Genomic DNA, 24,359 nt, shown 5'->3' on the forward strand with positions numbered 1-24,359 from the left:
CGCCGTTCAACTACGCATTGCCGGTCAGAATGAGAACAGCCTGAATCACATAACCGGTCAACGTTCGCAGTATTGCTGAAATAACATCAAGATTTAGACCGAACTGCGAGCCTGCCAGCGGTAGCAGGATCAGCAAGCCGATCAGGATCAGCATCCCGAACGGCTCGAGCCGCGCCAGCGGCAGGGCGAGCGGCGGGGGCAGCAGCCCGACCGCGACGCGCCCGCCGTCGAGCGGCGGGATCGGCATCATGTTGAACACCGCCAGGGCGGCATTGAGCTGGATTGCATTTTCGATGTTATCGAGGATCCACCGGGCCGAGCCGGCCGGAGCCCAAGGCAGGGCGTGGATGGCGAGAGCGGCGATCAGCGCCAACAGGATATTGGTGAGGGGCCCGGCCACCGCCACCCAAACCATGTCGAGCCGAGGGTTGGCGAGGTTGCGATAGTTGACCGGCACCGGCTTAGCATAACCGAACAGGAACGGCGAATGCGCAAACAGCAGCATCGCTGGGAGAACCACGGTGCCGAACGGGTCGATATGCTGGATAGGGTTGAAGCTGACGCGCCCGAGCTGCCAAGCCGTGTTGTCGCCGAGACGATGCGCGACGAATGCGTGCGCGGCCTCGTGGAAGGTGATGGCGATCAGGACTGGCAGCACCCAGACCGAGAGGTCATACAAAGAAACGTTCACGGTTCGTCCGTCCCGGTTTGCCTGCGGTCTTGCAGCCGACCCAGCCAAACCGGTGGTGCAGCAGCGCTTCACCTCACATAGGGTGACCAGCTCCGAAATGCCACGCCGCAAATGATTGGCGAGACCGGCGGCCTTGACACCGAGCCTTGCCGTCGCATGAGCTACGTCGGGATCGTCCCCTCATATCGGATCATGCCGTCCTCGATCGTCACCCAGTCCATCTTTTCGCTGACCCAGATGTGTTCGGTCGGCGCGAACGCGTTGCGGTCATCAAAAGTCGCGAGCGCGACGCCCGCCAACGTGCCGTTGCGTCGCCAGGAGAACAGCCGCGTGCCGCAGTGTTTGCAGAACACGCGGTCGATGTTCTCGGACGACGCATAGCGGGCGGTGTCGCCCTCGACGGTCAGTGCGCGCTGGTCGAACTGTGCCCGGACGAAGTAGGGCGAGCCCATCGCCTTCTGACACATGCGGCAATGGCAGATGCGAACGTTGAGCGGCTCACCTTCCGCCTTGAACCGCACCGCCCCGCACAGACATCCGCCTTCTCTGATCATGACGCCCTCAGTAAGTTGCGCGCCCGCCAGAGATGTCGAACACCGCGCCGGTCGAAAACGCGCAATCCTCGGATGCGAGCCACGCCACCATCGCGGCGAGCTCTTCCACCAGCACGAAGCGGCCTTTTGGAATCTTCGACAGCATGAAGTCGATATGCTGCTGCGTCATCTGGTCGAAGATCGCGGTCTTCGCAGCCGCGGGCGTCACCGCATTGACCAGAATGTCATGTGCCGCCAATTCCTTGCCGAGCGACTTCGTCAGCGCGATCAGGCCGGCCTTGGAGGCCGAATAGTGCGAGGCGTTGGGATTGCCTTCCTTGCCGGCGATCGAGGCAATGTTGACGATGCGCCCGTATTTCTGCTTGAGCATCGCGGGCACGACCGCCTTGCAGACGATGAACGGGCCGTCCAGGTTGATGCGCAGAACTTTCCGCCATTCCTCGAGATCGGTCTCCCAGACCGGCTTGTTGACCCCGGCAATGCCGGCATTGTTGACGAGGATGTCAATCTTGCCGAAGGCGGCCAGCGTCGCGTCGCGCGCCTGCTCGACGGCCGCGGGATCGGTGACGTCGACCTTGAAGACTTTTGTTTCGCCGCCGATTTCCTTTGCCGTCTTCTCGGCCAGCGCGGCATCAAAATCCCAGATCGCGACCTTGGCGCCGGAGGCGACGAAGCGCTGAACAATGGCGCGGCCAAAGCCCTGCGCGCCGCCGGTGACGATGGCGACACGGCCGTTGAGATCGATCTTGTTCATGCTGGATGCCTTGGCGTCAGAGCATGTAGCCGCCGTCGACGACGAGGTCGACGCCGGTGGTGAAGGCGCTCTCGTCACTGCCGAGATAGACCGCCATGGACGCGATCTCGTCGGCGGTGCCGAGCCGGCCCATCTTCTGGCGGGAGACGAACATCTCCTTGCCCTGCGGCCCTTGCGCCGCGGCGCGGTCGAGCATCGATGGCGTCTCGACGGTGCCCGGGCAGATGCTGTTGCAGCGGATGCCTTTGGTGATGAAGTCGAGCGCGACCGCGCGCGTCAGCAGCGATACCGCGGCCTTCGAGGCGCTGTAGACGTAGCGGTTGGCCGGCGGTCGCAGCGCCGCGCAGGAAGAGATGTTGACGATGCTGCCGCCGCCACCCGCGAGCATGTCCGGCAGGAAGGCCCTGATGGTCCGGTGCATCGACTTGACATTGAGGTCGAACGAGAAATCGAAGTCCTCTTCCGAGCATTCGAGGATGGTGCCGTGGTGCACGAAGCCGGCCGCATTGAGCAGGATGTCGACCTTGCCGACGCGCTTGGCGAAGGCGTTGACGTCGGCGGTGTTGCGGACGTCGAGCTTGGCGACCTCGGCGATCCCTTCCTTGGTCAGGCTCGCGATACCGCTCTCGTTGATGTCGGTGGCGATGACGGTTGCGCCTTCACGCGCGAATGCGATGGCGCATGCGCGTCCGATGCCTGCCGCTGCAGCCGTGACGACGGCGCGCTTTCCCTTGAGGCGGTCTGCCATGTTGTTGTTCTCCTCGATTTGCTCAGTGCCGTAGCCCGGATGAGCGCGCGAGCGCGATATCCGGGAGCGGATGTCCCGGGTGTCGCTTCGCTCACCCGGGCTATTTGTTCCCAACTCAGTGATTATCCCGCGCCACACCAAACGTGCCGGCGACGTTCTGGTAGCGCGTGGCGAGCTCCATGCAGGCGCCGGTCGACTGCTGGCCGACGGTGTTGCGATAAAGCTCCTGCCACGGCGTCTGGTTCGGCGGATGCTTGAAGCCGCCATTGGCCTTGAGTTCGGCATGGCGCTTCTTCACCTCGTCGTCCGAGATGAGAATGTTGGCGCTACCCTTGTTCAGATCGACGCGCACCTTGTCGCCGTTCCTGAGGATCGCGAGCCCGCCATTGGCGGCGGCTTCCGGCGAGGCATTGAGGATCGAAGGCGAGCCCGAGGTGCCGGACTGCCGGCCGTCGCCGATGCAGGGCAGGGACATGATGCCGCGTTTGATCAGCGCCGCAGGCGGCTGCATGTTCACGACCTCGGCGCCGCCGGGATAGCCGATCGGGCCGGTGCCGCGGATGAACAGCACGCAACGCTCGTCGATCTCGAGCGAGGGATCGTCGATCCGCTCGTGGTAATCCTCGGGACCCTCGAATACGACGGCGCGGCCCTCGAAGGCATTGAGATCGGTCGGGTTGCTGAGATAGCGATCGCGGAATTCCTTGGAGATCACGCTGGTCTTCATGATCGCGGAATCGAACAGATTGCCCTTCAGCACCAGGAAGCCGGCGTCCTTCACCAGCGGCTTGTCGTAAGCCCAGATCACGTCGTTGTCGGGCTTTGGCGCATTGGCGCAGTTCTCGCCGATGCCACGGCCGTTGACCGTGACCGCGTCCTCATGGATGCGCTTGTGCTTCATCAGTTCGCGCACAACGGCCGGCACGCCGCCGGCACGGTGGAATTCCTCGCCGAGATAGAAGCCGGCCGGCTGCATGTTGACCAGCAGCGGCACGTCGTGGCCGACCTTCTGCCAATCGTCGATGGAGAGCTCGACGCCGATGTGGCGCGCCAGCGCGTTGATGTGGATCGGTGCGTTGGTTGAGCCGCCGATCGCCGAATTGATCACGATGCAGTTCTCGAACGCCTTGCGGGTCAGGATGTCCGAAGGCTTCAGATCCTCCCAGACCATCTCGACGGCGCGCTTGCCCGTCTCATAGGCGATCTGGCCGCGCTCGCGATAGGGAGCGGGGATCGCCGCACAGCCCGGCAGCGAGAAACCGAGCGCTTCCGCCAGCCCGTTCATGGTCGAGGCGGTGCCCATGGTGTTGCAATGGCCGACCGAGGGCGCCGATGACGCCACGATCTCCATGAATTCTTCATAGTCGATCTCGCCGGCGGCGAGCCGTTCGCGCGACTTCCAGACGATGGTGCCGGAGCCGGTGCGCTCGCCATTGTGCCAGCCGTTCAGCATCGGCCCGCCCGACAGCACGATCGCGGGCAGGTTGACGGTCGCCGCCGCCATCATGCAGGCCGGCGTGGTCTTGTCGCAGCCGGTGGTCAGCACCACGCCGTCGAGCGGATAGCCGTAGAGGATTTCGACCAGGCCGAGATAAGCGAGGTTGCGGTCGAGCGCCGCGGTCGGGCGCTTGCCGGTCTCCTGGATCGGATGGGTCGGGAATTCCATCGCAATGCCGCCGGCCTCGCGGATGCCTTCGCGGACGCGATGAGCAAGCTCGATATGGTGGCGGTTACAGGGGGAGAGGTCGTTGCCGGTCTGTGCGATGCCGATGATCGGCTTGCCGGACTGGAGCTCGGTGCGGGTGAGACCGTAGTTCAAATAGCGCTCCATATAGAGCGCGGTCATGCCCGGATTATGCGGATTGTTGAACCATTCCTGCGAGCGGAGATGGCGGCGAGCGCCGTTGCCGGCGGGGGCATGCCCATTGGTTGGCTTTTTTGTCATTGGCTTCTCCTGCAATGCAAACGCACTGACGTCCGTTTTATGGTATCGGCTTGTGCGATGCCCAACGGCGCGAGCGACGATTTGCCTGCCCGCTGGCGGGTCGTTTCCTCACAAATCCGATACTAGTCATGACCGCTTGGTAACGCTACCATTTTGTTCGCAACGCCCCCGCCTGAAGCGGCTGGCCGGTTGTCCGACCGCCGGGCCAACGAGCTTTGCCGCTCGATCACCTTGAAGCCGAGATCGAGCACCGGATGCTCCGGACGCCGTCCGTCGATCGCGTCGATCAGCATGCTGGCGGCCGTGTTGCCCATCTCGTAGCGGTTGGTGCGCACGCTCGTGAGAGTCGGGACGGCGGATGCCATGAATTCGAGATCGTTGAAGCCGACGATCGCGATCTGTTCGGGGATCGCGATCTCGCGGCGCCTGCATTCGAACAGCACACCCAGCGCGAGGTCGTCGTTGGCGCAGAACACCGCGTCCATGCCAGGCTCCCGCGCCAGGAGATCGGTGAACAGGGCGCCGCCGAGCGTCACCGAGGTCGGTGTCGCCGTCGTGACGACGAGGCGTTGCTCGAACAGTCCTGCGTCCTTCATGGCCGAGACGTACCCGTCGAGCCGCCGCTGCACCCGCGGATCCATCCGCGCGCCGACGAAGCCGATCTTGCGGTGACCTTGCGCGAACAGATGCGCAACCGCCGCACGGGCTGCTTCATAGTGCGAAAAGCCGATCATCATGTCGACCGGATTGGGTCCGATCTCCATGATTTGCACGATCGGGCAGTCGGCGGCATCGAGCATCGCGCGCGATTCCGTGGTCTGGTCGATGCCGGTGACGATCAGCCCGGCCGGCTTCTGCGCAAGAAACAGGCGCAGCAGCTTCTCCTCCTGGAGAACACTGTAGCGTGTGTTGGACAGCTGGATCGAGTAACGGCTGTTTTCGGAGGCGTCGTAAATGCCGCGCAGCACGTCGGAGAACACGTTATTGGTCAGTGACGGAATCAAGACACCGATGACCTCGGTGCGCTGCGAGGCCAACGCGCGCGCCGCCAGGTTCGGCACATAGCCGAGCTCTCTGGCCGCGCTTTCGACCCGGGTCCGCTTCGCGACCGACAGCGCCTCGGGATTGCGGAAGAAACGGGACGCCGTGATCGGGCTGACGCCGGCAAGCTCGGCGACTTCCGCCAGCCGGATTTTGCCTGACTTGGTGCGGTTTCGACCCATTTGCTGCTCATAACACACTCACTGTCGCAAACAAAGGAACGTTGACAGCGCTACCAGCACAGACTAACCAAAGACAAATTGCCAAAACCGCACAAACTGCCGACAATGTCGCCCGTTAAGGTTGGGCTTCGTTCGGTGAAGTCTGAAAAAACAAGACGGTCGCGGCGCGAGATGCGTCGTGGACTTTCGAGGAGGGAGCTAGATGTCGTCTGTGCAAATCCGCGACGTGCGGAAATCGTTCGGCAATTTTGAAGTCCTGCACGGCGTTTCGATTCCGATCGAGGACGGCCAGTTCGTCGTCCTGGTTGGCCCCTCCGGCTGCGGCAAGTCGACGCTTCTGCGCATGCTCGCGGGTCTCGAGAACATCACCTCAGGCACGATCTCGATCGGCGACCGCGTCGTCAACAATGTCCAGCCGAAGGAGCGGGACATTGCGATGGTGTTCCAGAACTACGCGCTCTATCCGCACATGACGGTCGGCGAGAACATGGGCTTCTCGATGAAGCTGCGGGGCGAGAGCACCGAAGAGATCAACAAGCGCGTCAAGCGCGCCGCCGAGATCCTGGCGCTGTCGCCGCTGCTCGAACGCTATCCGCGCCAGCTCTCCGGCGGCCAGCGCCAGCGCGTCGCCATGGGCCGCGCCATCGTGCGCGATCCGCAGGTGTTCCTGTTCGACGAGCCCTTGTCGAACCTCGACGCCAAGCTGCGCGTCGCGATGCGCACCGAGATCAAGGAGCTGCACCAGCGGCTGAAGACCACGACCGTCTACGTCACCCACGATCAGATCGAGGCCATGACCATGGCCGACAAGATCGTTGTCATGCATGACGGCATCGTCGAGCAGATGGGGACGCCGCTCGAGCTCTACGACAAGCCCGAGAACCAGTTCGTCGCCGGCTTCATCGGCTCGCCGTCCATGAACTTCCTGAAGGGTCATGTGCGCGTCAACGGCGTTGCGACCTTCGAGGGGCCGAACGGCGTCAAGCTGCCGCTCAGGAACGCGCCGGCGGCGTCCGACGGGCGTCCTGTCGTTTACGGCGTGCGTCCCGAGCATTTCACCATTGCTGACGACGGCGCCGATGCCGAGATCGTCGTGGTCGAGCCGACCGGCTCGGAAACGCAGGTGTTTGCGAAGCTCGGTGGTGAGCAGGTCGTCGCGGTCTTCCGCGAACGTCACCAGTTCAACCCGGGTGACAAGGTCAAGCTGAAGCCCGATCCTTCCGTGATTCATCTGTTCGACGAAGCGACGGGCAAGCGAGTGTAGCGAGGCCGAAGAACGGCCCAAGCAGAACTACCCAATACAAGACGACCCAATACAAATATAAAATTAGGGAGAGAACGATGAGCGATTTCGACAGGCGAAGTGTGCTTAAAGTCGGCCTGGGCGGCGCGGCGCTGCTGGCCGGCCCGGGTATCGTCCCGGTGCGCGCGGCGGAGTGGACCAACACGCCCGAGCCGAACGCCTCCATCCGCGTGCTGCGCTGGAAGCAGTTCATTCAGGCCGAGTTCGACAAATTCGCCGAGCAGACCAAGGCGTTTTCCGAGAAGACCGGCGTCAAGGTCAAGCTCGAGGCCGAGAGCTGGGAGGACATCCGCCCGAAAGCCGCGGTCGCCGCCAACGTCGGCGCCGGTCCCGACCTGATCATCGGCACGCTCGATGATCCCCACAAATTCCCGGAAAAGCTCATCGACATGACTGACGTCGCCAACTATCTCGGCGCGCAGTATGGCGGCTGGTATCCGGTTGCCGAACGTTACGGCAAGAAGGGCAACAGCTGGATCGCCATTCCGCAGGGCGCGACCGGCGGCTGCCTGAACTACCGCATCAGCCACGTGAAGGCCGCCGGCTTCGATGAATTCCCCAAGGACACCGCCGGCTTCCTCAAGCTCTGCCAGGCGCTGAAGAAGAACAACACGCCGGCCGGCTTCGCGCTCGGCCACGCCACGGGCGACGCCAACGGCTGGTGCCAGTGGGCGCTGTGGGCCTTCGGCGGCAAGGTCGTCAACGACAAGAACGAGGTTGTGATCGACTCGCCGGAGACGATCGCCGCGCTCGAATACGTCAAGCAGCTCTACGAGACCTTCATCCCCGGCGTGCTGTCGTGGAATGACTCGAACAACAACAAGGCGTTCCTCAACGGCGAGCTCAGCCTGACGCTGAACGGCATCTCGATCTGGACCGTCGGAAAGAACTCGACCGATCCGAAGCAGCAGGAGATCGCCAAGGACATGAACCACGCGCCGATGCCGATCGGTCCCGTGGGCGTGTCGACCGAGCAGCAGAACGTGCTCGTCTATTACGGCTACAAGCACTCGAAGTATCCGAAGGCGGTCAAGGAATACATCAAGTTCATGATGGACAAGGCGAACTACGACGCCTGGGAGGTCTCCTCCAACGGCTACGTGTCGCCGCCGCTTCCGGCTTACAACGACAACCCGGTGTGGACGTCGGATCCGAAGATCACGCCGTATCGCGACTGCCTGAAGCGTTGCCGCGATAACGGCTATGCCGGCGATCTCGGCTATGCCTCGGCCGCCGTGATGGGCGACTTCGTCGTCGTCGACATGTTCGCGGAAGCCGCGTCGGGCTCCGTGACGCCGAAGGCGGCAGCCGCACGCGCAGCCGAGCGGGCCAAGCGCTACTACCAGGTCTGATCAGCTCCAATCTGCGCGGCGTCCGGTTCGCCGGACGCCGCGACTTTTCGTCGAGGGGAATCCGACATGGCAGTTATGGCCGAGTCAGCAGTCGCGCAGGTCAAGCGCAGCAGCTTGTGGACCAGAGCATTCGAGAGCCGGAACTTCCTCGGCGCGATGTTCATGGTGCCGGCGATCGCCATCCTCATCCTGTTTCTGGCTTACCCGCTGGCGCTGGGCTTCTGGCTCGGCATGACCGACACCAAGATCGGCGGTGCCGGGCGCTACATCGGCTTCCAGAATTTCGTCTCGCTGTCGAAGGACTCGGTGTTCTGGCTGTCGGTGTTCAACACCATCTTCTACACGGTCGCCGCCAGCGCGGTGAAATTCGCCATCGGCCTCTATTTGGCGCTGCTGCTCAACGAGCGGCTGCCGATGAAGTCGATGGTCCGTGCCATCGTCCTGTTGCCCTTCGTCGTGCCCACGGTGCTTTCTGCGATCGCGTTCTGGTGGATCTATGACAGCCAGTTCTCGATCATCTCCTGGGTGTTGATCAAGGCCGGCCTGATCACGCGCTATATCGATTTCCTCGGCGACCCCTGGAATGCGCGCTGGTCGGTCGTCGCCGCCAATATCTGGCGCGGCGTGCCTTTCGTGGCGATCACGCTGCTGGCGGGACTTCAGACCATCTCGCCCTCGCTCTATGAGGCCGCCAATCTCGACGGCGCCACCAATCTGCAGCGCTTCCGCCACATCACGCTGCCGATGCTGTCGCCGATCATCGCGGTGGTGATGACGTTCTCAGTGCTGATGACCTTCACCGACTTCCAGCTCATCTACACCATCACACGGGGTGGGCCGATCAACGCCACCCATCTCATGGCGACGCTGTCGTTCCAGCGCGCCATCACCGGCGGCAATCTGGGCGAGGGCGCGGCGATCTCGAACGCGATGATTCCGTTCCTGGTCGCGGCGATCCTGCTCAGCTTTTTCGGGCTTCAGCGTTCCCGCTGGCAGCAGGGCGGGAGGGACTGACCATGACCACGGCAGACGACCAAAGCGTCGGAATGGACTACCTCGAGAGCTTCCCGCGGAAGTTTTTTCGGGTCTACCTTCCGCTCGGCCTGATCATCTTCTTCCTGCTGTTCCCATTCTACTGGATGGCGGTCGCGACGTTCAAGCCGGACGCGGAGATGTACGACTACGAAAAGTACAATCCGTTCTGGATCCTGCATCCGACGCTGGAGCACATCAAGAAGCTGTTCTTCGACACCGACTATCCGCTCTGGATGTGGAACACCGTGATCGTCTCGGTGTCCTCGACCTTCATCTCGTTGTTCGCCAGCGTCTGCGCCGCCTATGCGATCGAGCGCCTGCGCTACAAGGGCTCGCGCTATGTCGGCCTTGCGATCTTCCTCGGCTATCTGGTGCCGCCCTCGATCCTGTTCATTCCGCTGGCGGCGATCGTGTTTCAGCTTGGGCTGTTCGACGGCAACCTGGCGCTGATCCTGACCTATCCGACCTTCCTGATCCCGTTCTGCACCTGGCTCCTGATGGGCTATTTCCGCACTATCCCCTATGAGCTGGAGGAGTGCGCGCTGATCGACGGAGCGACGCGGCTGCAGATTCTGATGAAGATCACGCTGCCGCTGTCGCTGCCGGGAGTGATCTCGGCGGGCATCTTCGCCTTCACGTTGTCCTGGAACGAGTTCATCTACGCGCTGACCTTCATCTCCTCGTCCGAGAACAAGACGATCCCCGTCGGCGCGATCACCGAGCTCGTCAATGGCGACGTCTACCATTGGGGCGCGTTGATGGCGGCGGCTCTGACCGGTTCGGTTCCCGTAGTTATCCTTTATTCCTTCTTCGTGGAGTACTATGTGTCGGCGATGACCGGCGCCGTGAAGGAATGATCGCGGGGCCTGCCTTGAGAACGCGCCAGGACGAATCGGCAAAATCGGCGCGTTCCGGCCAATAAAAAGGAGTAGGCTCTTGCACATTCTGGTTCTGGGCGCGGCCGGCATGGTCGGCCGCAAATTATGCGAACGGTTGTTGCGCGACGGCCGGCTCGGCAAGAGCGACATCACCAAGCTGACCATGCATGACGTGGTCGAGCCGAAGACACCGGAAAAAGCCGGTTTTGCCGTCGAGACCGTGTCGAGCGATTTCGCCGTGCCGGGTGCGGCCGAAAAGCTGATTGCTGGCCGTCCGGACGTGATCTTTCATCTCGCTGCGATCGTCTCGGGCGAAGCCGAACTCGATTTCGATAAGGGCTACCGCATCAATCTCGACGGCACGCGGATGCTGCTCGATGCCGTCAGGCTCGCGGGCGGCGGCTACAAGCCGCGTGTGGTCTTCACGTCCTCGATCGCGGTGTTCGGCGCGCCGTTCCCCGATGCGATCGGCGACGAGTTCTTCCACACGCCGCTTCTGAGCTACGGCACGCAGAAGGCGATCGGCGAATTGCTGTTGGCCGACTATTCCCGCCGCGGCTTCCTCGACGGCATCGGCATCCGCCTGCCGACCATCTGCATTCGGCCCGGCCTGCCGAATAAGGCGGCATCGGGCTTCTTCTCCAACATCCTGCGCGAGCCGCTGGCCGGCAAGGAAGCGGTCCTTCCGGTGTCCGAAGACGTCCGCCACTGGCATGCCACGCCGCGCTCCGCTGTCGGCTTCCTGCTGCATGCCGGTACCATGGACCTCGCCGCGGTGGGGCCGCGCCGTAATTTGACCATGCCGGGCCTGTCGGCGACGGTTGGCGAGCAGATCGCTGCGCTGAAACGCGTCGCCGGCGACAAGGTCGCCGCCCGCATCAAGCGGGAGCCGGATCCCTTCATCGTCGGCATCGTCGGCGGCTGGCCGCGCAACTTCAATGCAAAGCGGTCGCTCGAGCTCGGCTTCACCACGGCCGAGAAGACTTTCGACGACATCATCCGCATTCACATCGAAGACGAGCTCGGCGGCAATTTCGTCGCCTGATCTCTGACTTAGCGGGTAAAGTGATGGCGAGCGTTGCTTGCATCGGCGAATGCATGGTCGAGCTCCGGCAGGCCCAGGGTGGACAATCTGCCGGACATTCCAGCGGGCAGGGTGGGGGCCTCTACTCGCGTGGATTCGGCGGCGACACCCTCAACACGGCGGTGTACCTCGCGCGGCTCGAGGTCAAGGTCGATTATCTCACCGCGCTTGGCGACGATGCCCTGAGCGATGAGATGATCGCGGCCTGGACTGCGGAGGGCGTCGGCACGAGGCGCGTCGCGCGGCTGCCCGGCAAGCTGCCCGGCCTCTACATGATCCAGCTGGATGCGAAGGGCGAGCGCCAGTTCTTCCACTGGCGCGACAGTGCGGCGGCGCGCCAGCTGATGAATCTGCCGGAGACGGACGATCTTCTCAACTCCCTGATGAGCTACGACATCGTCTATCTCTCTGCGATCACGCTCTCGATCTACGACGCGGCCGGGCGCGAGCGCCTGTTCGCGGCGATCAAGCGCGCGCGCCTGCTCGGCACCCGCTTCGTGTTCGACACCAATTTCCGCGCGCGGGGATGGCCGGATCGCGATGTCGCGCGCGAGGTGTTTTCAGCGGCCTTCGCGGCTGCCGACATCGTGCTGACTTCGACCGAGGATCTGCTCGCCCTTTATCCCGGCGAGAGCCACGAGCAGCTGATGGCGCGCATCCCGAGCCCCGAGCTGGTGTTCCGGCTCGCCGAGCCGGTCAGCCTGCTGCGTTTTCCCGGGGGGCCTTACGAGGTCCGCGCCGAGCCCATGACCAAACCCGTGGTCGACACCACCGCGGCCGGCGACAGTTTTGCCGCGGCCTATATCGCGGCGCGGCTCGCTGGGTCCGACCCGGTCGAGGCCGCCCAGGCCGGGCACCGGCTCGCCAGCCTCGTGATCTGCTATTCCGGTGCCATCATTCCGGGGTATGCCATGCCGCCGAAGAAACGGCACCGGCCGGCGACGACGCGTCAAGCGACCAAGTGAAACGAAAGCCAAGATGACCACCACTGCCCAGCAGAACCACCTCGTCGCGCTGTTCAAGGCCGCGACCGTCATCCCCGTCCTCACCATCGAGCGTATCCAGGATGCGGTGCCGCTGGCGCGTGCGCTGGTGGCCGGCGGCGTCCGCACGCTGGAGGTGACCATGCGGACCCCTGTTGCGATCGAGGCGGCGAGGGCGATGATGGCCGAGGTGCCCGAGGCGGTGGTTGGCATCGGCACGATTCTCAATCCGGCCGACTTTACGCGTGTCGAGAAGCTCGGCGTTGCGTTCGGCATCAGCCCGGGCTTGACACCGGACCTGTTGGCGGCCGCGACCCATAGCTCCTTGCCGTTTGCGCCGGGTATCGCCACGGCCTCCGAACTGATGATGGCGCTGTCCTACGGCTTCGACGTCGCAAAATTCTTCCCGGCCGAGCAGGCCGGCGGCATCAAGGGGCTGCGCTCGCTGGGTGGTCCGTTCCCGAACGTGCGGTTCTGCCCGACCGGTGGGGTCGGCGAGACCAATGCGGCAACCTGGCTCGCGGAGCCCAATGTGATCGCGGTCGGCGGTTCCTGGCTGTGCCCGACGGCGGAGATCAGGGCCGGGAACTGGGCCGGCATAACTGCCATCTGCCAGCGCACCCTCCAGGCCCTTAAACCCGCGTGAAGTCTTGCCATCGCTGAGCTAAGACTTAGCTCAGCAAGAGACCGCCAGGGAGAAAGACCATGACCGCCAGCATCGTCGGATGGGCGCATACGCCGTTCGGCAAGTTCGACACCGAGACCGTGGAAAGCCTTGTGGTGAAGGTCGCCAATGAGGCGCTGGCGGATGCCGGCATTTCGGCCGGCGATGTCGACGAGATCGTGCTCGGCCATTTCAACGCCGGCTTCTCGCCCCAGGATTTTACCGCCTCGCTGGTGCTCCAGGCCGACCCGAAGCTGCGCTTCAAGCCGGCGACCCGAGTCGAGAACGCCTGCGCCACCGGCTCCGCCGCCGTCCATCAGGGCGTGCGCGCGATCGCGGCCGGCGCGGCCAGGATTGTCCTCGTCGTCGGCGTCGAACAGATGACGCGCACGCCGGGGCCGGAGATCGGCAAGAACCTGCTCAAGGCGTCCTATCTGCCTGAGGACGGCGACACCGTCGGCGGCTTCGCCGGCGTGTTCGGCAAGATCGCCAGCTCCTATTTCCAGAAATACGGCGACCAGTCCGACGCACTGGCGCTGATCGCGGCCAAGAACCACAAGAACGGTGTCGCCAATCCCTTCGCCCAGATGCGCAAGGACTTCGGCTTCGACTTCTGCCGCGCCGAGAGCGAGAAGAACCCCTACGTTGCCGGCCCGCTGAAGCGCACCGACTGCTCGCTGGTCTCGGACGGCGCCGCTGCCCTGGTGCTGGCCGACGCGGAAACCGCCAAGGGCATGAGCAAGTCGATCGGCTTCCGCGCCACCGCGCACGCCCAGGATTTCCTGCCGATGTCCAAGCGCGACATCCTCCAGTTCGAGGGCTGCACGGTCGCCTGGCAGCGCGCGCTGGAGAAGGCGGGCGTAACACTTTCCGATCTCTCCTTCGTCGAGACTCATGACTGCTTCACCGTCGCCGAGCTGATCGAGTACGAAGCGATGGGGCTGACGCCCAGGGGGCAGGGCGCCCGCGCCATCAAGGAAGGCTGGACGCTCAAGGACGGCAAGCTGCCAGTCAATCCGTCCGGTGGCCTGAAGGCCAAGGGCCATCCGATCGGCGCCACCGGCGTCTCCATGCACGTGATGACAGCGATGCAGCTCGCCGGCCAAGCGCCCGAGGGGATGCAGCTCAAAAATGCAAAACTCGGCGGCATCTTCAACATGGGCGGCGCCGCGGTCGCCAACTACGTCTCCGTGCTGGAGCCGCTGAAGTAAGGCTCCACGGTGGGCAAAGGCGAGAAGCGCCCATGCCCACCTTCTTCTTGCGCTAGATCATGGTGGGCCCGCCCGGGGCCCTTAAAGCTCTTGATCGATTTGCAGGGAATACATCATGAGCAATGACTACGAAGACTCGCTGTCGATGGACACACTCAACGACCGCATCGCGATTCTCGAGGACAATATCCGCCAGCTCATCGAGCAGGCCGCGGCCGCCTCGGGTGAGCAGAACGAGTCGCGGATTGCGGACCGCATCAACCAGCAGAACGAGGAGCTCGACCGTCTCCTCAAGGTTCGCGAATCCCGTCAGAAGAAATAGCGGCCTTTCGCGGCCGGCGCATGCGGCCATACGCCGGCCGCCCTTGCGCACGCGCCGCCGCTGCCGTTAGCTGAACCGAAATCGCAGGGCCGCACCTTGAGCCCGCGCAATCGGGAGTGAACGATGGGGCCGCTGAAGGGCATCAAGGTCGTCGACATGACCACCGTGCTGATGGGTCCCTATGCGACCCAGATGCTCGGCGACTACGGCGCAGACGTCATCAAGGTGGAGTCTCTGGACGGTGACGTCACCCGCCTGATCGGTCCGATGCGGCACGCCGGCATGGGCCCGGTGTTTCTCAACACCAACCGCAGCAAGCGCTCGATCTGCCTTGACCTGAAAAAGCCCGCCGGCCGCGAGGCGGTGTTGCGGCTGCTCAAGGATGCCGACGTGCTGGTCTACAACGTCCGCCCGCAGGCGATGGCGCGGCTTCAACTCGGCTATGACGTTGTTGCCAAGATCAATCCGCGTCTGGTCTATGCCGGCGTGTTCGGCTTCGGCCAGGACGGGCCGTATGCTGCAAAACCGGCCTATGACGATCTGATCCAGGGCGCCACCGCGCTGCCGACCTTGATGGCGCAGACTGGTGACGGTGTGCCGCGCTATGTGCCGAACGCGCTGGTCGACCGCATCGTAGGCTTGACTGCCGTGGGCGCGATCTGCGCCAGCCTCGTGCATCGCGACCGCACCGGACGCGGCCAGCGCGTCGACATCCCGATGTTCGAGACCATGGCCGGCTTCGTCATGGGCGACCACATGGGCGGATTGACCTATGAGCCCCCGCTCGACAAGGGCGGTTACGCCCGCCACCTCTCGCGCGACCGCCGGCCCTATAAGACATCAGACGGCTATCTCAGCGTCATCGTCTACAACGACAAGCAGTGGGAGAACTTCTTCAAGGCGACGGGACGCGACGATCTGCGCGCCGATCCCAAGTTCGCGAGCTTCGCCGGCCGCGCCGCCAATATCGACGTCGTCTATGCCGAGCTCGCGCGCATCTTCGAGACGCGTTCCACGGCAGAATGGATCGACCTGCTGACCAGGGCGGACGTGCCTGTGATGCCGATGCACGACCTTGCGTCGATGCTGCACGATGAGCATCTGGAGGCGACCGGCTTTTTCCCAGTGGTGAACCATCCAACTGAAGGGCCGATCCGGAGCATGAGGGTGACGGCGACCTGGTCGGAGACCGAGGCCGAACCGGTACGGCTTGCGCCGCAGCTCAACGAGCACGGCGCGGAAATCCTGCGTGAGATCGGCTATTCCGCCGACGAGATCGACGCCATGGTCCGCGATGGCGTCACCCGTTCGCCGCCCCGGAATGACGATGCACTGGTGCGCCCATGAGCTTCATCACCGGCGTCGGCCTCACGCCTTTCGGCAAGCACGGAGGTTCTTCCTCGCTCGACCTGATGAGCAAGGCCGCGCAGGCCGCACTCGATGATGCCGGGCTCAAGCGCGCCGAGATCGACGGCATCCTCTGCGGCTACTCGACCGTCTCGCCGCACATCATGCTGGCGACCGTCTTTGCCGAGCATTTCGGCATCCGCCCCAGTTACGCCCACGCCGTCCAGGTCGGCGGCGCGACCGGCCTCGCGATGACCATGCTCGCCCATCATCTGGTCGAAGCGCGCGTCGCCCGCAATGTGCTTGTCGTGGCCGGCGAGAACCGCCTCACCGGGCAGAGCCGCGATGCCTCGATCCAGGCGCTGGCGCAGGTCGGCCATCCCGACTACGAGGTGCCGCTCGGACCGACCATTCCCGCCTATTACGGCCTGGTCGCTAACAGATACATGCACGAATACGGCGTGACAGAAGAAGACCTCGCCGAATTCGCGGTGCTGATGCGCACCCACGCCTGCACTCATCCCGGTGCGCAATTCCAAGATCCCATCACTGTTTCCGACGTCATGGCCTCGAAGCCCGTGGCGATGCCGCTGAAGCTGCTCGATTGCTGCCCGGTGTCCGACGGCGGCGCCGCCTTCGTCATCAGCCGCGAGCGGACCGGAGAGGCCGGCGTGCGCATTCGCGGCTGTGCCCAGGCTCATACCCATCAGCACGTTACTGCAGCGCCCGCCCTGAGCGAACTCGGCGCCGAGATCTCCGTCGCCCGCGCCAGGGAGGCCACCGGCCTCGCGATTTCCGACGTGCGCTACGCCGCGATCTACGACAGCTTTACGATCACGCTCGCGATGCTGCTGGAAGACCTCGGCCTCGCTGGCCGGGGCGAGGCAGCCGCGCGCGTGCGCGCAGGCCATTTCAGCCGCGACGGCGCAATGCCGCTGAACACCCATGGCGGCCTGCTCAGCTACGGTCATTGCGGCGTCGGTGGCGCCATGGCGCATCTGGTCGAAACGCATCTGCAGATGACGGGGCGGGCGGCGAATCGTCAGGTGCGTGACGCCTCGATCTCGCTGCTGCACGGCGATGGCGGCGTGCTGTCGTCCCACGTGACCATGTTCCTGGAGCGGGTGCGATGAGCGAGCGAATCGCGGACTGGACCCAAGGTGAGCAGGTCATCACCTTTCAGACCTGCACGTCATGCGGCCATGTGCAGTATTGCCATCGCGCTTTCTGCGCCGCCTGCGGTGCGTCCGATCCGCGCGAGCAGCGCGCCAGCGGCAAGGGCAGGGTCTATGCGAAGTCGCTGGTCTGCCGCGCCGCGACGCCTGAGACGCGGTCGCACGTACCCTACAACATCCTGCTGGTCGATTGCGCCGAGGGTTTTCGCATGATGGCGCATGGTGAGAATGACCTCGCCATCGGCGATGAGGTCAGTGCGAGCTTCAAACCGTTCGCCGGAAAGATTGTGCCGTTCTTTGCCAAAGACAGATAACGAACTTTGTCGAATGTAGCCCGGATGGAGCGCAGCCAAATCCGGGGTTTTCACCTCACCGATAGACTCTCCCGGATTGCGCTGCGCTCCATCCGGGCTACTGCAGCAAAGCGAGCGGTGGGATTCGTCATTCGGGGGCGGTCCTGAGAGACCGAGCCTGGAACGGGAATTCTGGGCCTGGCCTGTGCGAGGGCCACCCCGGAATGACGAAAGCTCCCACGCGACTCCTAACTAACGGCCGTAGAACAGGATGCTGGCGATGACGAGCATCGCCATCACCGCCAGCATATGCGCGAACGCTTCCGAGGCCGCCCCCTTGGTGGCTTCCTTCATGCCATTTTCTCCCTAGACTTGGGCGTGACTCATCGATGCGCGGTTAGCGCCCGACGGCCAATTGTTTTTACTCGGAACACCCCTTGCGAGTATCCGCCGCGATTAAGTCCCCACGCGGCGAATATCGACTGTGCCAAGGTCGTTCAGCAATGCGGCGGCATTTTGACTCGATGTTGTTGCTCCTGCGGACGCGCAAGAATACAGTTTCGTGGAACTTTCGCCGCTAACGACAAAAAGCATCAAAGGCTTAGGGAAAAACTTCAGGAAAATCATGGCCCGCATCAACTACAGCGATCCGTCCAAGGCATCCGACCGCACCCGCGAGATCCTCGACAAGAACCGCAATGCCAACATCTTCCGGATGATGTCGCACTCGCCGAGCTATTTCGAGCAGTACTGCCGGCTCGGCGGCGCCATCCGCCACAAGGGTGAGCTCGATCCGATCGTGCGCGAGCTCGCGATCACCCGCACCGGCATTTTGTGCGAGGCGCCGTATGAGATCGTGGCGCACAAGCGCATCGGCAAGAACGTCGGCGTCACCGACGAGCAGAACGAGGCGCTCGAGAACTGGCAGGCCGCGACCTGTTTCGACGAGACGCAACGCGCCGCGCTCGCCTTCACCGACGAGATCGTCAAGCTGAACAAGCCGACGGATCCGACCTTCAAGGCGATCGCATCGAAACTGACGCCGGCCGCGCTCGTCGAGCTGCAGCTCTCGGTCGGGTTCTACATCATGACGTCTAAGTTCCTGGAGACCTTTGAGATCGACCTTCAACCGGTCACCGAAGTGGTAGGCTGATCGAGGCATTGCTGTGAGGGATGCTCATGACGATCGATGAATATGCCGCCTGGGCTGCAACGATTGCGAAAGTCGATGAGCGTCCGTCCAACGAACGGCTGGCCTATCTGGGCCTCGGACTCGCCGGGGAGTCCGGCGAGGTGGCCGAGCACATCAAGAAGCTGCTCCGCGATGACTGGCTCGACCAGGCCGGCCTCGTCGATGAACTGGGCGATGTCATCTACTACTGGGCCTGCCTGTGCGTGGCGACCGGCCAGCAGCCATCGGAGCTGCTCAAGACCAGCGCCGCCAAGATCAAGCGGCGGATCAGCGAGGCGGCGAGCCGCTAGGCCGCTCAGGTCGAGGTCAAGATATCCACCCTGGCGTTGGCGACGATCAGGCGATCGGCCAGAAGCTGCGCAAGATTGCGCATGATGCGTTCGCTGGCGTGCGGGTGCTGCCTGCGGAAGCGGTCGAACGCTTTCAGGGGCACGTCGAACGCGGTCGCCGCCATGTCCGCGAATACGTCGGCCGAGCGAGTGGTCTCGATCAGGGCCATTTCGCCGAAGGCCATGCCGGCCGTGAGCGTCGCCAACCGCACGCCGTCGGGCAGCGTGACATGCACCGCGCCGCTGCGCAGGAAGAACAGGGCATCGGCGGGATCGCCCGTGGTGAGGATCTTTGCGCCCGACGGATAGGTTCGAAGTGTGCAGATCGAGGCGAGGTCGGTCAGCTCCTCCTCGCTCATGCCGGCGAGCAGCGGCTGTTCGGCGAGCTCGGTGGTCTCATGGAAGTCGATCGAACCGCCATAGCGGTAGACGATCTGGTCTTCGGCCCATTCGATTGCGGTGTCGAGCAGGTAGAAATCGCGGATGTTCTTGAGCTCCGCGGTCCATTCCCGCAGGCTGTCCCATTCCTTGGAGGCGCGCCTGACGCCTGACAGCACGACGGTCACATTCAGCGCCGCCAGCTCCTCGAACGCTTCGGCTACCAGCCGCGCCCCGGCGCGTGTGGTGGAGGTGACGCGGTGGAGATCGAAGATTACGAATTGCGGCCGCGGCCGGCCCGCAAGCCGGCGCGAGACATAGTCGACCGCCGACAGCGACAGCGTGCCGACCAGCTCGATGACCCGCACCTCCTGCTCGTGGGCCGCGAGAATATCGCGCTCCTGCGGGCGGCGGACGCGCCGAGACGGGCTCTTGCCGATGTCGTAGTCGGCGATGACGGCGTTGCGCGCATCATCGCTGCGGTTGAGCATGTGCAAATCGTAATGCGAGGACAGCGCCTCGCACACCTTGATGCCGCGCACGCTGTTGCCGTGCTTGTCGAGCCTCGGCGAATAGCTGCCGAGCCCGAGGCGGGCCGGGAGGGCGGCGAGGATTCCGCCGCCGACGCCGCTCTTGGCAGGGATGCCGATCCGGTAGATCCATTCGCCGGCATAGTCGTACATGCCCGACGACGTCATCACCGACAGCGTGCGCGAGATCGCGTAGGGCGTCAGCACCTGCTCGCCGGTGACCGGGTTGATGCCGCGATTGGCGAGCGTGGCCGCCATCACGGCGATGTCGCGCGCGGTGACCAGCACCGCGCATTGCCGGAAATAGACGTCGAGCACGGCAGCGACATTGTCCGAGATCACCGCATTGGTCTTGAGGAGATAGCCGATGGCGCGGTTGCGGTCGCCGGTCTGGCTTTCGGAAGCGTAGACGGCCTCGTCGACGGCGAGGTCGCGGCCGGCAAAACGACCGAGCGCGAGGCGAATTTGCTCGAAGGCGTCCGGACCCTTGCTGTCGTGGATCAGCCCGGTGCAGGCGATCGCGCCGGCATTGACCATCGGGTTGAAGGGATGGTTCTCCGAGTTGAGCCGGATCGAGTTGAAGGGATCGCCTGAAGGCTCGACGCCGATCGCGCTCTCGACCCTGTTTGCGCCGAGCAGGTCCAGCGCCAGTGCGAACACGAACGGCTTTGACATCGACTGGATGGTGAAGGGCACCCTGGAGTCGCCGACCTCGTAGACATGACCGTCCAGGGTCGCGAGGCTGACGCCGAAACAGGCAGGATCGGCCTTGCTCAGCTCGGGAATGTAATCGGCGACTGCGCCGGAGGACTCCGCCGAGAATTCATTGAGGCAATTGTCCAGAAACCGCAGCAAAGGCGGCTTCGAGCGGGTCCAGGCGGTGGCCAGAGGCGAAAGCGGTTTCATCGCCTCTCTTTGTGCAACGCAATCAGGGCACGCGCAACCCGTCCGGCACCACGGTCTGCCGCCGGACCAGCAGCAGGGCGAGCAAAACCGTAGGGACGAGGATGGCGAGGCCGAGCAGCGTCACCTGAATCTGCGACAGCGGCATGATGCCGCCGCCGGGGGTGGCCACCACGAACCCGCCGATCACGAGCAGCACGCGGATTGGCCATTCCAGGGCACCGGCGCCGCGGAGATCGCCGACGAAGGGCTGGTAGCCCTGGATGCCGCCGCAGATGAACAGCGTGCCGAACGCCGCGAGCGCCATCAAGCCGAGGCCGGCGAAATAGGGGCTCGGCCCCTGCAGCACCAGCGCCGGATTGAGCACGAAGAAGAACGGAATGAAATAGATGATGCTGCCGACCCACATCGATTCCCAGCCCGTCTTCATCGCCGGCGAGCCGGCGATGCCTGCGGCCGCGAACGAGGCGATCGCGACTGGCGGGGTGATCGACGACAGCATGCCCCAGTAGAAGATGAACATGTGCACGGCCATCCTGTTCAGCCCGAGTTTCTCCAGCGCGGGTGCGACCAGGATGGCGAGGAAGATGTAGCAGGCCGTCGTTGTCAGCCCGAGCCCAAGGATCAGGCTGGTGAGGGCGCACATGCCGAGTAGCAGGAACGGATTGTCACCGGCGATGCGCAGCAAGTCGTTGGCGAGGCTCGACACCACGCCGGTCATCGAGAAGGCGCCGATCAGCAGGCCGCAGCCAGCGAGGATGCCGACGAGCTCGACGAAGGTGCGGCCGTTGACCTCGAGGAATTTGCCGATGGTCGCGACAGTCCAGCGCGTGTCCTTCGAGAACAGCTGGTTAAGGACCAGAAGCAGGGCGGTGGCGTAGAACGGCGCATGGCTCTCGCGCTTGAAGTAGAGCAGCATCACGATCAGGAGGGCGATGACGAAGACGTAGTACCAGCCATCCTTGATCGTATCCATGACGCGCGGCAACTCCGCGCGCGGAATGCCCTTCAGCCCGTGTCGTGCGGCGTAGGAATCGACCTGCATGAACAGGCCGATGTAATAGAGCACCGCCGGAATGATGGCTGCGAGCGCGACATCGGCGTAGCTGACGTTGAGGAACTGTGCGATCACGAAAGCGGTCGCGCCCATCACCGGCGGCGCCAGCACCGCGCCGGTCGAGGCACAGGCCTCGATCGCGCCGGCATAGGAGGCGCGAAAGCCGCTCTTCTTCATCACCGGGATGGTCATCGTGCCGGCGGTCAGCACGTTGGAGATGATCGAGCCCGACATCATGCCGAGCAGGCCGCTGGCGAAGATGCAGACCTTCGCCGCGCCGCCACGGAACGTGCCGCACAGGGCGAAGGCGAGATTGATGAAGAACTTTCCGGCGCCGGTCATCATGAGCGCGGTGCCGAACACCAGGAAGCCGATTACGGTGTCGGCAAACGCCTGGATGGGAATGCCGAGCAGGCTCTCGCCCGAAAGCACGTGATAGGCGGTCGCCTGCTCCAGCGTCGACTGCGTGCCGCGGAACGGACCTAACCAGCTGGATTCTGCGAACAGCGGATAGACGGTGAAGGGAAGCACGCTCAGAAGCAGGCTCCAGCCGCCGGTCCGGCGCAGCGCCTCCATCAGCATCACCCACATCACGAGACCCGCGGCGGTCACGCTGTTCGGCGCGCCGCCGAATTCCCAGCCGGCCTCCGCGGCCTTGCGGACGTTCGACATCAACACGAGCGCCGCGGCAAAGGTCACGACGAAGCAGACAAGGTCATACCAGGGAATGCGGTCGAGCGGCGCGCGCGGGGTCCCCGGGAAGATCAGGAACGTGAACGGCAGCATCAGCGCGATCAGGAGATAGAAGTACTCCGTGTTGAGCTGGGTGTAGCCGACGAAGAAGCGCAGCGAGAATTGCTGGTTGATGCAGAGCAGGATGGTCGCTGCGGTCGCGACGACGAGCATCCAGCGCCAGGCACCGCGCAAGCTTCGCACGCGCGTGACCTCCGCCTCCTGCATGTTGCCGGCGGCGCCATGAGGATCGTCGAACACGATCCGCTTGGCCTCGTCCTGCGGGGCGGTGGAGACTGAAGCAGACGACATGATCGACCCCGCGCGTGGGCAATTAACGCTGAGAACTAATCCTCGAACCCGTTCGGCATGTCGGCCTTCGCAAGCGCTGCGGCACGCGCCTTCATCCAGCCGTCGAGGAACGCCTTGTCATCCGCAGGCGGATTGGACTTGCCGTAGTCGGTCCACGCTGCGCCAAGCACCTCCTGGCGCTTGATCAGCTTGTTATTGTGCGCGTCCTGCGCGTCACTCCATTGCCCGGCTTCCTTCAATGCCTTCACCGCGCCGGGATGCACCGGCACCACCCAGTTCTTGGTCTGGCGGTCGGCCGCAAGACCGCCGGCGCCGGGCGCGGAGTCCTTGTAGGAATCGTAGTTCACGATCATCGCCTTGGTGATCGCATAGACCTGGTCGGCCGGCTGCGAGGCGTAGGCGACGAAGATCGGATAGGGATAATTGCCGAGTTCGATCGGCTTGTCCGGCGAGATACCGGCGCCGCAGGTCGCGGTCTGCGGGAAGAAGAACGAGCCGACCTTCCGCATCCGTGCCCAGCCTTCCTTGTCCTTGGCGGGCAGCGGCGGCCAGACCAGCCCGCGCGGCGAAGTCTCGGCTTCCTTGGCGGGCCCGGTGATGGTGGTGCCGAAGGCTGCGTCGGTGTCGTTGTTGATCAGGCCCTTCCACATCGCGCCGTAGCTTGCGAACTCGACGACCTTGACGTCCTTCTGCGTCAGGCCGGCGAAGGCGAGCACCGCGAGCGAGTTCTGGTTCAGCGCCGGCGAGCCGACGACGAAGCCGACGCGCTTTCCCTTGAGATCCTTGAGCTCCTTCACGCCTGTGTCCGCGGCCACGCCGAGCGTGCCGCAATTGCAGTCGACGGATGAGAGCATGATCTGAAGCGGTTGCGGGCCCCATTCCCTGGAGCCGAACTCGAACACGCCTTCCTGTGCGAAATAGGTGCCCGATCCCATCGCCGCGGAAACCGCACGCTTGGCGCGCAGCGGCGCCAGACGCGCGACGTCGTTGCCTGCGGGGAGCACGCGCACGTCGCTCGAGTATTTGTCCTTCATCATCTTGCCGACGCCGACAGCGATGTTGAAGCCGGCGGTGCCGGTGTCATAGGCGGTGAACGTCAATGTCGCCGGCAGCTTGATGTCTTCGGCGGACGCATAGCGTGTAGACGCAAAAGAAATGCCCGCCACCAAGGCAGGCGCGAGCACGATCAGCCCACGAAGCATGTTTCCCTCCAATGATCCTCGCGTTTGCCGCGACGATTTTCTTTCTTTGTTTGAAACAGGTTTTGTTTGAAACGGATCATGTCATCGCCATCAAGCGATGGCAACGCCGTAGCGCGAACGCCGCAATGAAGCTGACAGAATGTCGCGGAAACCCGGATAATG

23 protein-coding genes are annotated in these 24,359 nt (G+C 63.9%); 14 read left to right on the plus strand and 9 right to left on the minus strand.

Features of this window, described 5'->3' with window-relative positions; all coding sequences use genetic code 11:
* Nucleotides 1-10: 10 nt before the first annotated feature.
* The 6 genes from BRA471DRAFT_RS16290 to BRA471DRAFT_RS16315 form a co-directional block, all read right to left on the minus strand.
* Nucleotides 11-691, minus strand: a complete 681-nt coding sequence (locus BRA471DRAFT_RS16290) for a site-2 protease family protein (protein WP_007609023.1) — start codon at nucleotides 689-691, stop codon at nucleotides 11-13.
* A 161-nt stretch (nucleotides 692-852) separates the two neighbouring features.
* Entirely contained in the window at nucleotides 853-1,245 is a 393-nt protein-coding gene (locus tag BRA471DRAFT_RS16295) for a GFA family protein (RefSeq protein ID WP_007609024.1), read from the minus strand.
* Between the two features lie 7 nt (nucleotides 1,246-1,252).
* Nucleotides 1,253-1,999: an SDR family NAD(P)-dependent oxidoreductase gene (locus BRA471DRAFT_RS16300; protein WP_007609025.1), complete on the minus strand. Its 747-nt coding sequence runs from the start codon at nucleotides 1,997-1,999 to the stop codon at nucleotides 1,253-1,255.
* Nucleotides 2,000-2,015: 16 nt separating this feature from the next.
* Entirely contained in the window at nucleotides 2,016-2,747 is a 732-nt protein-coding gene (locus BRA471DRAFT_RS16305; RefSeq protein ID WP_007609026.1) for an SDR family oxidoreductase, read from the minus strand.
* A 115-nt stretch (nucleotides 2,748-2,862) separates the two neighbouring features.
* Nucleotides 2,863-4,692 carry an IlvD/Edd family dehydratase gene (locus BRA471DRAFT_RS16310; RefSeq protein ID WP_007609027.1) on the minus strand — a complete coding sequence of 610 codons (1,830 nt, stop codon included), beginning with the start codon at nucleotides 4,690-4,692 and terminating at the stop codon, nucleotides 2,863-2,865.
* Nucleotides 4,693-4,814: 122 nt separating this feature from the next.
* Nucleotides 4,815-5,915: a LacI family DNA-binding transcriptional regulator gene (locus tag BRA471DRAFT_RS16315; RefSeq protein WP_007609028.1), complete on the minus strand. Its 1,101-nt coding sequence runs from the start codon at nucleotides 5,913-5,915 to the stop codon at nucleotides 4,815-4,817.
* Between the two features lie 202 nt (nucleotides 5,916-6,117).
* Between BRA471DRAFT_RS16315 and BRA471DRAFT_RS16320 the strand changes: the two genes are divergently transcribed.
* The 14 genes from BRA471DRAFT_RS16320 to BRA471DRAFT_RS16385 all read left to right on the plus strand — a co-directional run bounded on the left by BRA471DRAFT_RS16320 (nucleotide 6,118) and on the right by BRA471DRAFT_RS16385 (nucleotide 19,044).
* Entirely contained in the window at nucleotides 6,118-7,179 is a 1,062-nt protein-coding gene (locus tag BRA471DRAFT_RS16320) for an ABC transporter ATP-binding protein (RefSeq protein WP_007592328.1), read from the plus strand.
* Between the two features lie 77 nt (nucleotides 7,180-7,256).
* Entirely contained in the window at nucleotides 7,257-8,570 is a 1,314-nt protein-coding gene (locus BRA471DRAFT_RS16325; RefSeq protein ID WP_007609029.1) for an ABC transporter substrate-binding protein, read from the plus strand.
* 66 nt (nucleotides 8,571-8,636) lie between these two features.
* Nucleotides 8,637-9,584 carry a carbohydrate ABC transporter permease gene (locus tag BRA471DRAFT_RS16330; protein WP_007609030.1) on the plus strand — a complete coding sequence of 316 codons (948 nt, stop codon included), beginning with the start codon at nucleotides 8,637-8,639 and terminating at the stop codon, nucleotides 9,582-9,584.
* A 2-nt stretch (nucleotides 9,585-9,586) separates the two neighbouring features.
* Nucleotides 9,587-10,462: a carbohydrate ABC transporter permease gene (locus BRA471DRAFT_RS16335; RefSeq protein ID WP_007609031.1), complete on the plus strand. Its 876-nt coding sequence runs from the start codon at nucleotides 9,587-9,589 to the stop codon at nucleotides 10,460-10,462.
* A gap of 79 nt (nucleotides 10,463-10,541) precedes the next feature.
* Nucleotides 10,542-11,528 (plus strand): D-erythronate dehydrogenase, encoded by a 987-nt coding sequence (gene denD, locus BRA471DRAFT_RS16340; protein WP_007609032.1) that lies wholly within the window; start codon nucleotides 10,542-10,544, stop codon nucleotides 11,526-11,528.
* Between the two features lie 23 nt (nucleotides 11,529-11,551).
* Nucleotides 11,552-12,532 carry a sugar kinase gene (locus BRA471DRAFT_RS16345; RefSeq protein WP_007609033.1) on the plus strand — a complete coding sequence of 327 codons (981 nt, stop codon included), beginning with the start codon at nucleotides 11,552-11,554 and terminating at the stop codon, nucleotides 12,530-12,532.
* Nucleotides 12,533-12,545: 13 nt separating this feature from the next.
* Nucleotides 12,546-13,196, plus strand: a complete 651-nt coding sequence (gene eda, locus BRA471DRAFT_RS16350) for a bifunctional 4-hydroxy-2-oxoglutarate aldolase/2-dehydro-3-deoxy-phosphogluconate aldolase (RefSeq protein WP_007609035.1) — start codon at nucleotides 12,546-12,548, stop codon at nucleotides 13,194-13,196.
* A 59-nt stretch (nucleotides 13,197-13,255) separates the two neighbouring features.
* Nucleotides 13,256-14,425 carry an acetyl-CoA acetyltransferase gene (locus tag BRA471DRAFT_RS16355; protein ID WP_007609038.1) on the plus strand — a complete coding sequence of 390 codons (1,170 nt, stop codon included), beginning with the start codon at nucleotides 13,256-13,258 and terminating at the stop codon, nucleotides 14,423-14,425.
* A 115-nt stretch (nucleotides 14,426-14,540) separates the two neighbouring features.
* Complete coding sequence (locus BRA471DRAFT_RS16360; RefSeq protein WP_007609041.1) at nucleotides 14,541-14,747, plus strand: hypothetical protein; 207 nt, start codon at nucleotides 14,541-14,543, stop codon at nucleotides 14,745-14,747.
* Nucleotides 14,748-14,870: 123 nt separating this feature from the next.
* Nucleotides 14,871-16,094, plus strand: coding sequence for a CaiB/BaiF CoA-transferase family protein (locus BRA471DRAFT_RS16365; RefSeq protein WP_007609042.1), 1,224 nt, complete (start codon nucleotides 14,871-14,873; stop codon nucleotides 16,092-16,094).
* Complete coding sequence (locus tag BRA471DRAFT_RS16370; protein WP_007609043.1) at nucleotides 16,091-17,227, plus strand: thiolase family protein; 1,137 nt, start codon at nucleotides 16,091-16,093, stop codon at nucleotides 17,225-17,227. The genes BRA471DRAFT_RS16365 and BRA471DRAFT_RS16370 overlap by 4 nt, the downstream gene beginning before the upstream one ends.
* The gene (locus BRA471DRAFT_RS16375; protein WP_007609044.1) at nucleotides 17,224-17,583 is read left to right on the plus strand and encodes a Zn-ribbon domain-containing OB-fold protein; all 360 of its coding nucleotides are present in this window, start codon (nucleotides 17,224-17,226) and stop codon (nucleotides 17,581-17,583) included. Before BRA471DRAFT_RS16370 ends, BRA471DRAFT_RS16375 begins: the two co-directional genes overlap by 4 nt.
* 604 nt (nucleotides 17,584-18,187) lie before the next feature.
* Nucleotides 18,188-18,715, plus strand: a complete 528-nt coding sequence (locus tag BRA471DRAFT_RS16380; protein WP_007609048.1) for a carboxymuconolactone decarboxylase family protein — start codon at nucleotides 18,188-18,190, stop codon at nucleotides 18,713-18,715.
* Between the two features lie 26 nt (nucleotides 18,716-18,741).
* Nucleotides 18,742-19,044 (plus strand): nucleoside triphosphate pyrophosphohydrolase family protein, encoded by a 303-nt coding sequence (locus BRA471DRAFT_RS16385; RefSeq protein WP_007609049.1) that lies wholly within the window; start codon nucleotides 18,742-18,744, stop codon nucleotides 19,042-19,044.
* A 5-nt stretch (nucleotides 19,045-19,049) separates the two neighbouring features.
* Here BRA471DRAFT_RS16385 and glsA read toward each other — a convergent pair whose 3' ends face one another.
* Genes glsA through BRA471DRAFT_RS16400 form a run of 3 tightly spaced genes read right to left on the minus strand, consistent with a single transcriptional unit; the run spans nucleotide 19,050 to nucleotide 24,197 of the window.
* Entirely contained in the window at nucleotides 19,050-20,897 is a 1,848-nt protein-coding gene (glsA, locus tag BRA471DRAFT_RS16390) for a glutaminase A (RefSeq protein WP_007609054.1), read from the minus strand.
* 22 nt (nucleotides 20,898-20,919) lie between these two features.
* The gene (locus BRA471DRAFT_RS16395) at nucleotides 20,920-22,995 is read right to left on the minus strand and encodes a TRAP transporter permease (RefSeq protein WP_007609060.1); all 2,076 of its coding nucleotides are present in this window, start codon (nucleotides 22,993-22,995) and stop codon (nucleotides 20,920-20,922) included.
* A gap of 35 nt (nucleotides 22,996-23,030) precedes the next feature.
* Nucleotides 23,031-24,197, minus strand: a complete 1,167-nt coding sequence (locus BRA471DRAFT_RS16400; RefSeq protein ID WP_007609061.1) for a TAXI family TRAP transporter solute-binding subunit — start codon at nucleotides 24,195-24,197, stop codon at nucleotides 23,031-23,033.
* Nucleotides 24,198-24,359 lie beyond the last annotated feature (162 nt).

The sequence above is a fragment of the Bradyrhizobium sp. WSM471 genome, assembly GCF_000244915.1.
Classification (GTDB): Bacteria; Pseudomonadota; Alphaproteobacteria; order Rhizobiales; family Xanthobacteraceae; genus Bradyrhizobium.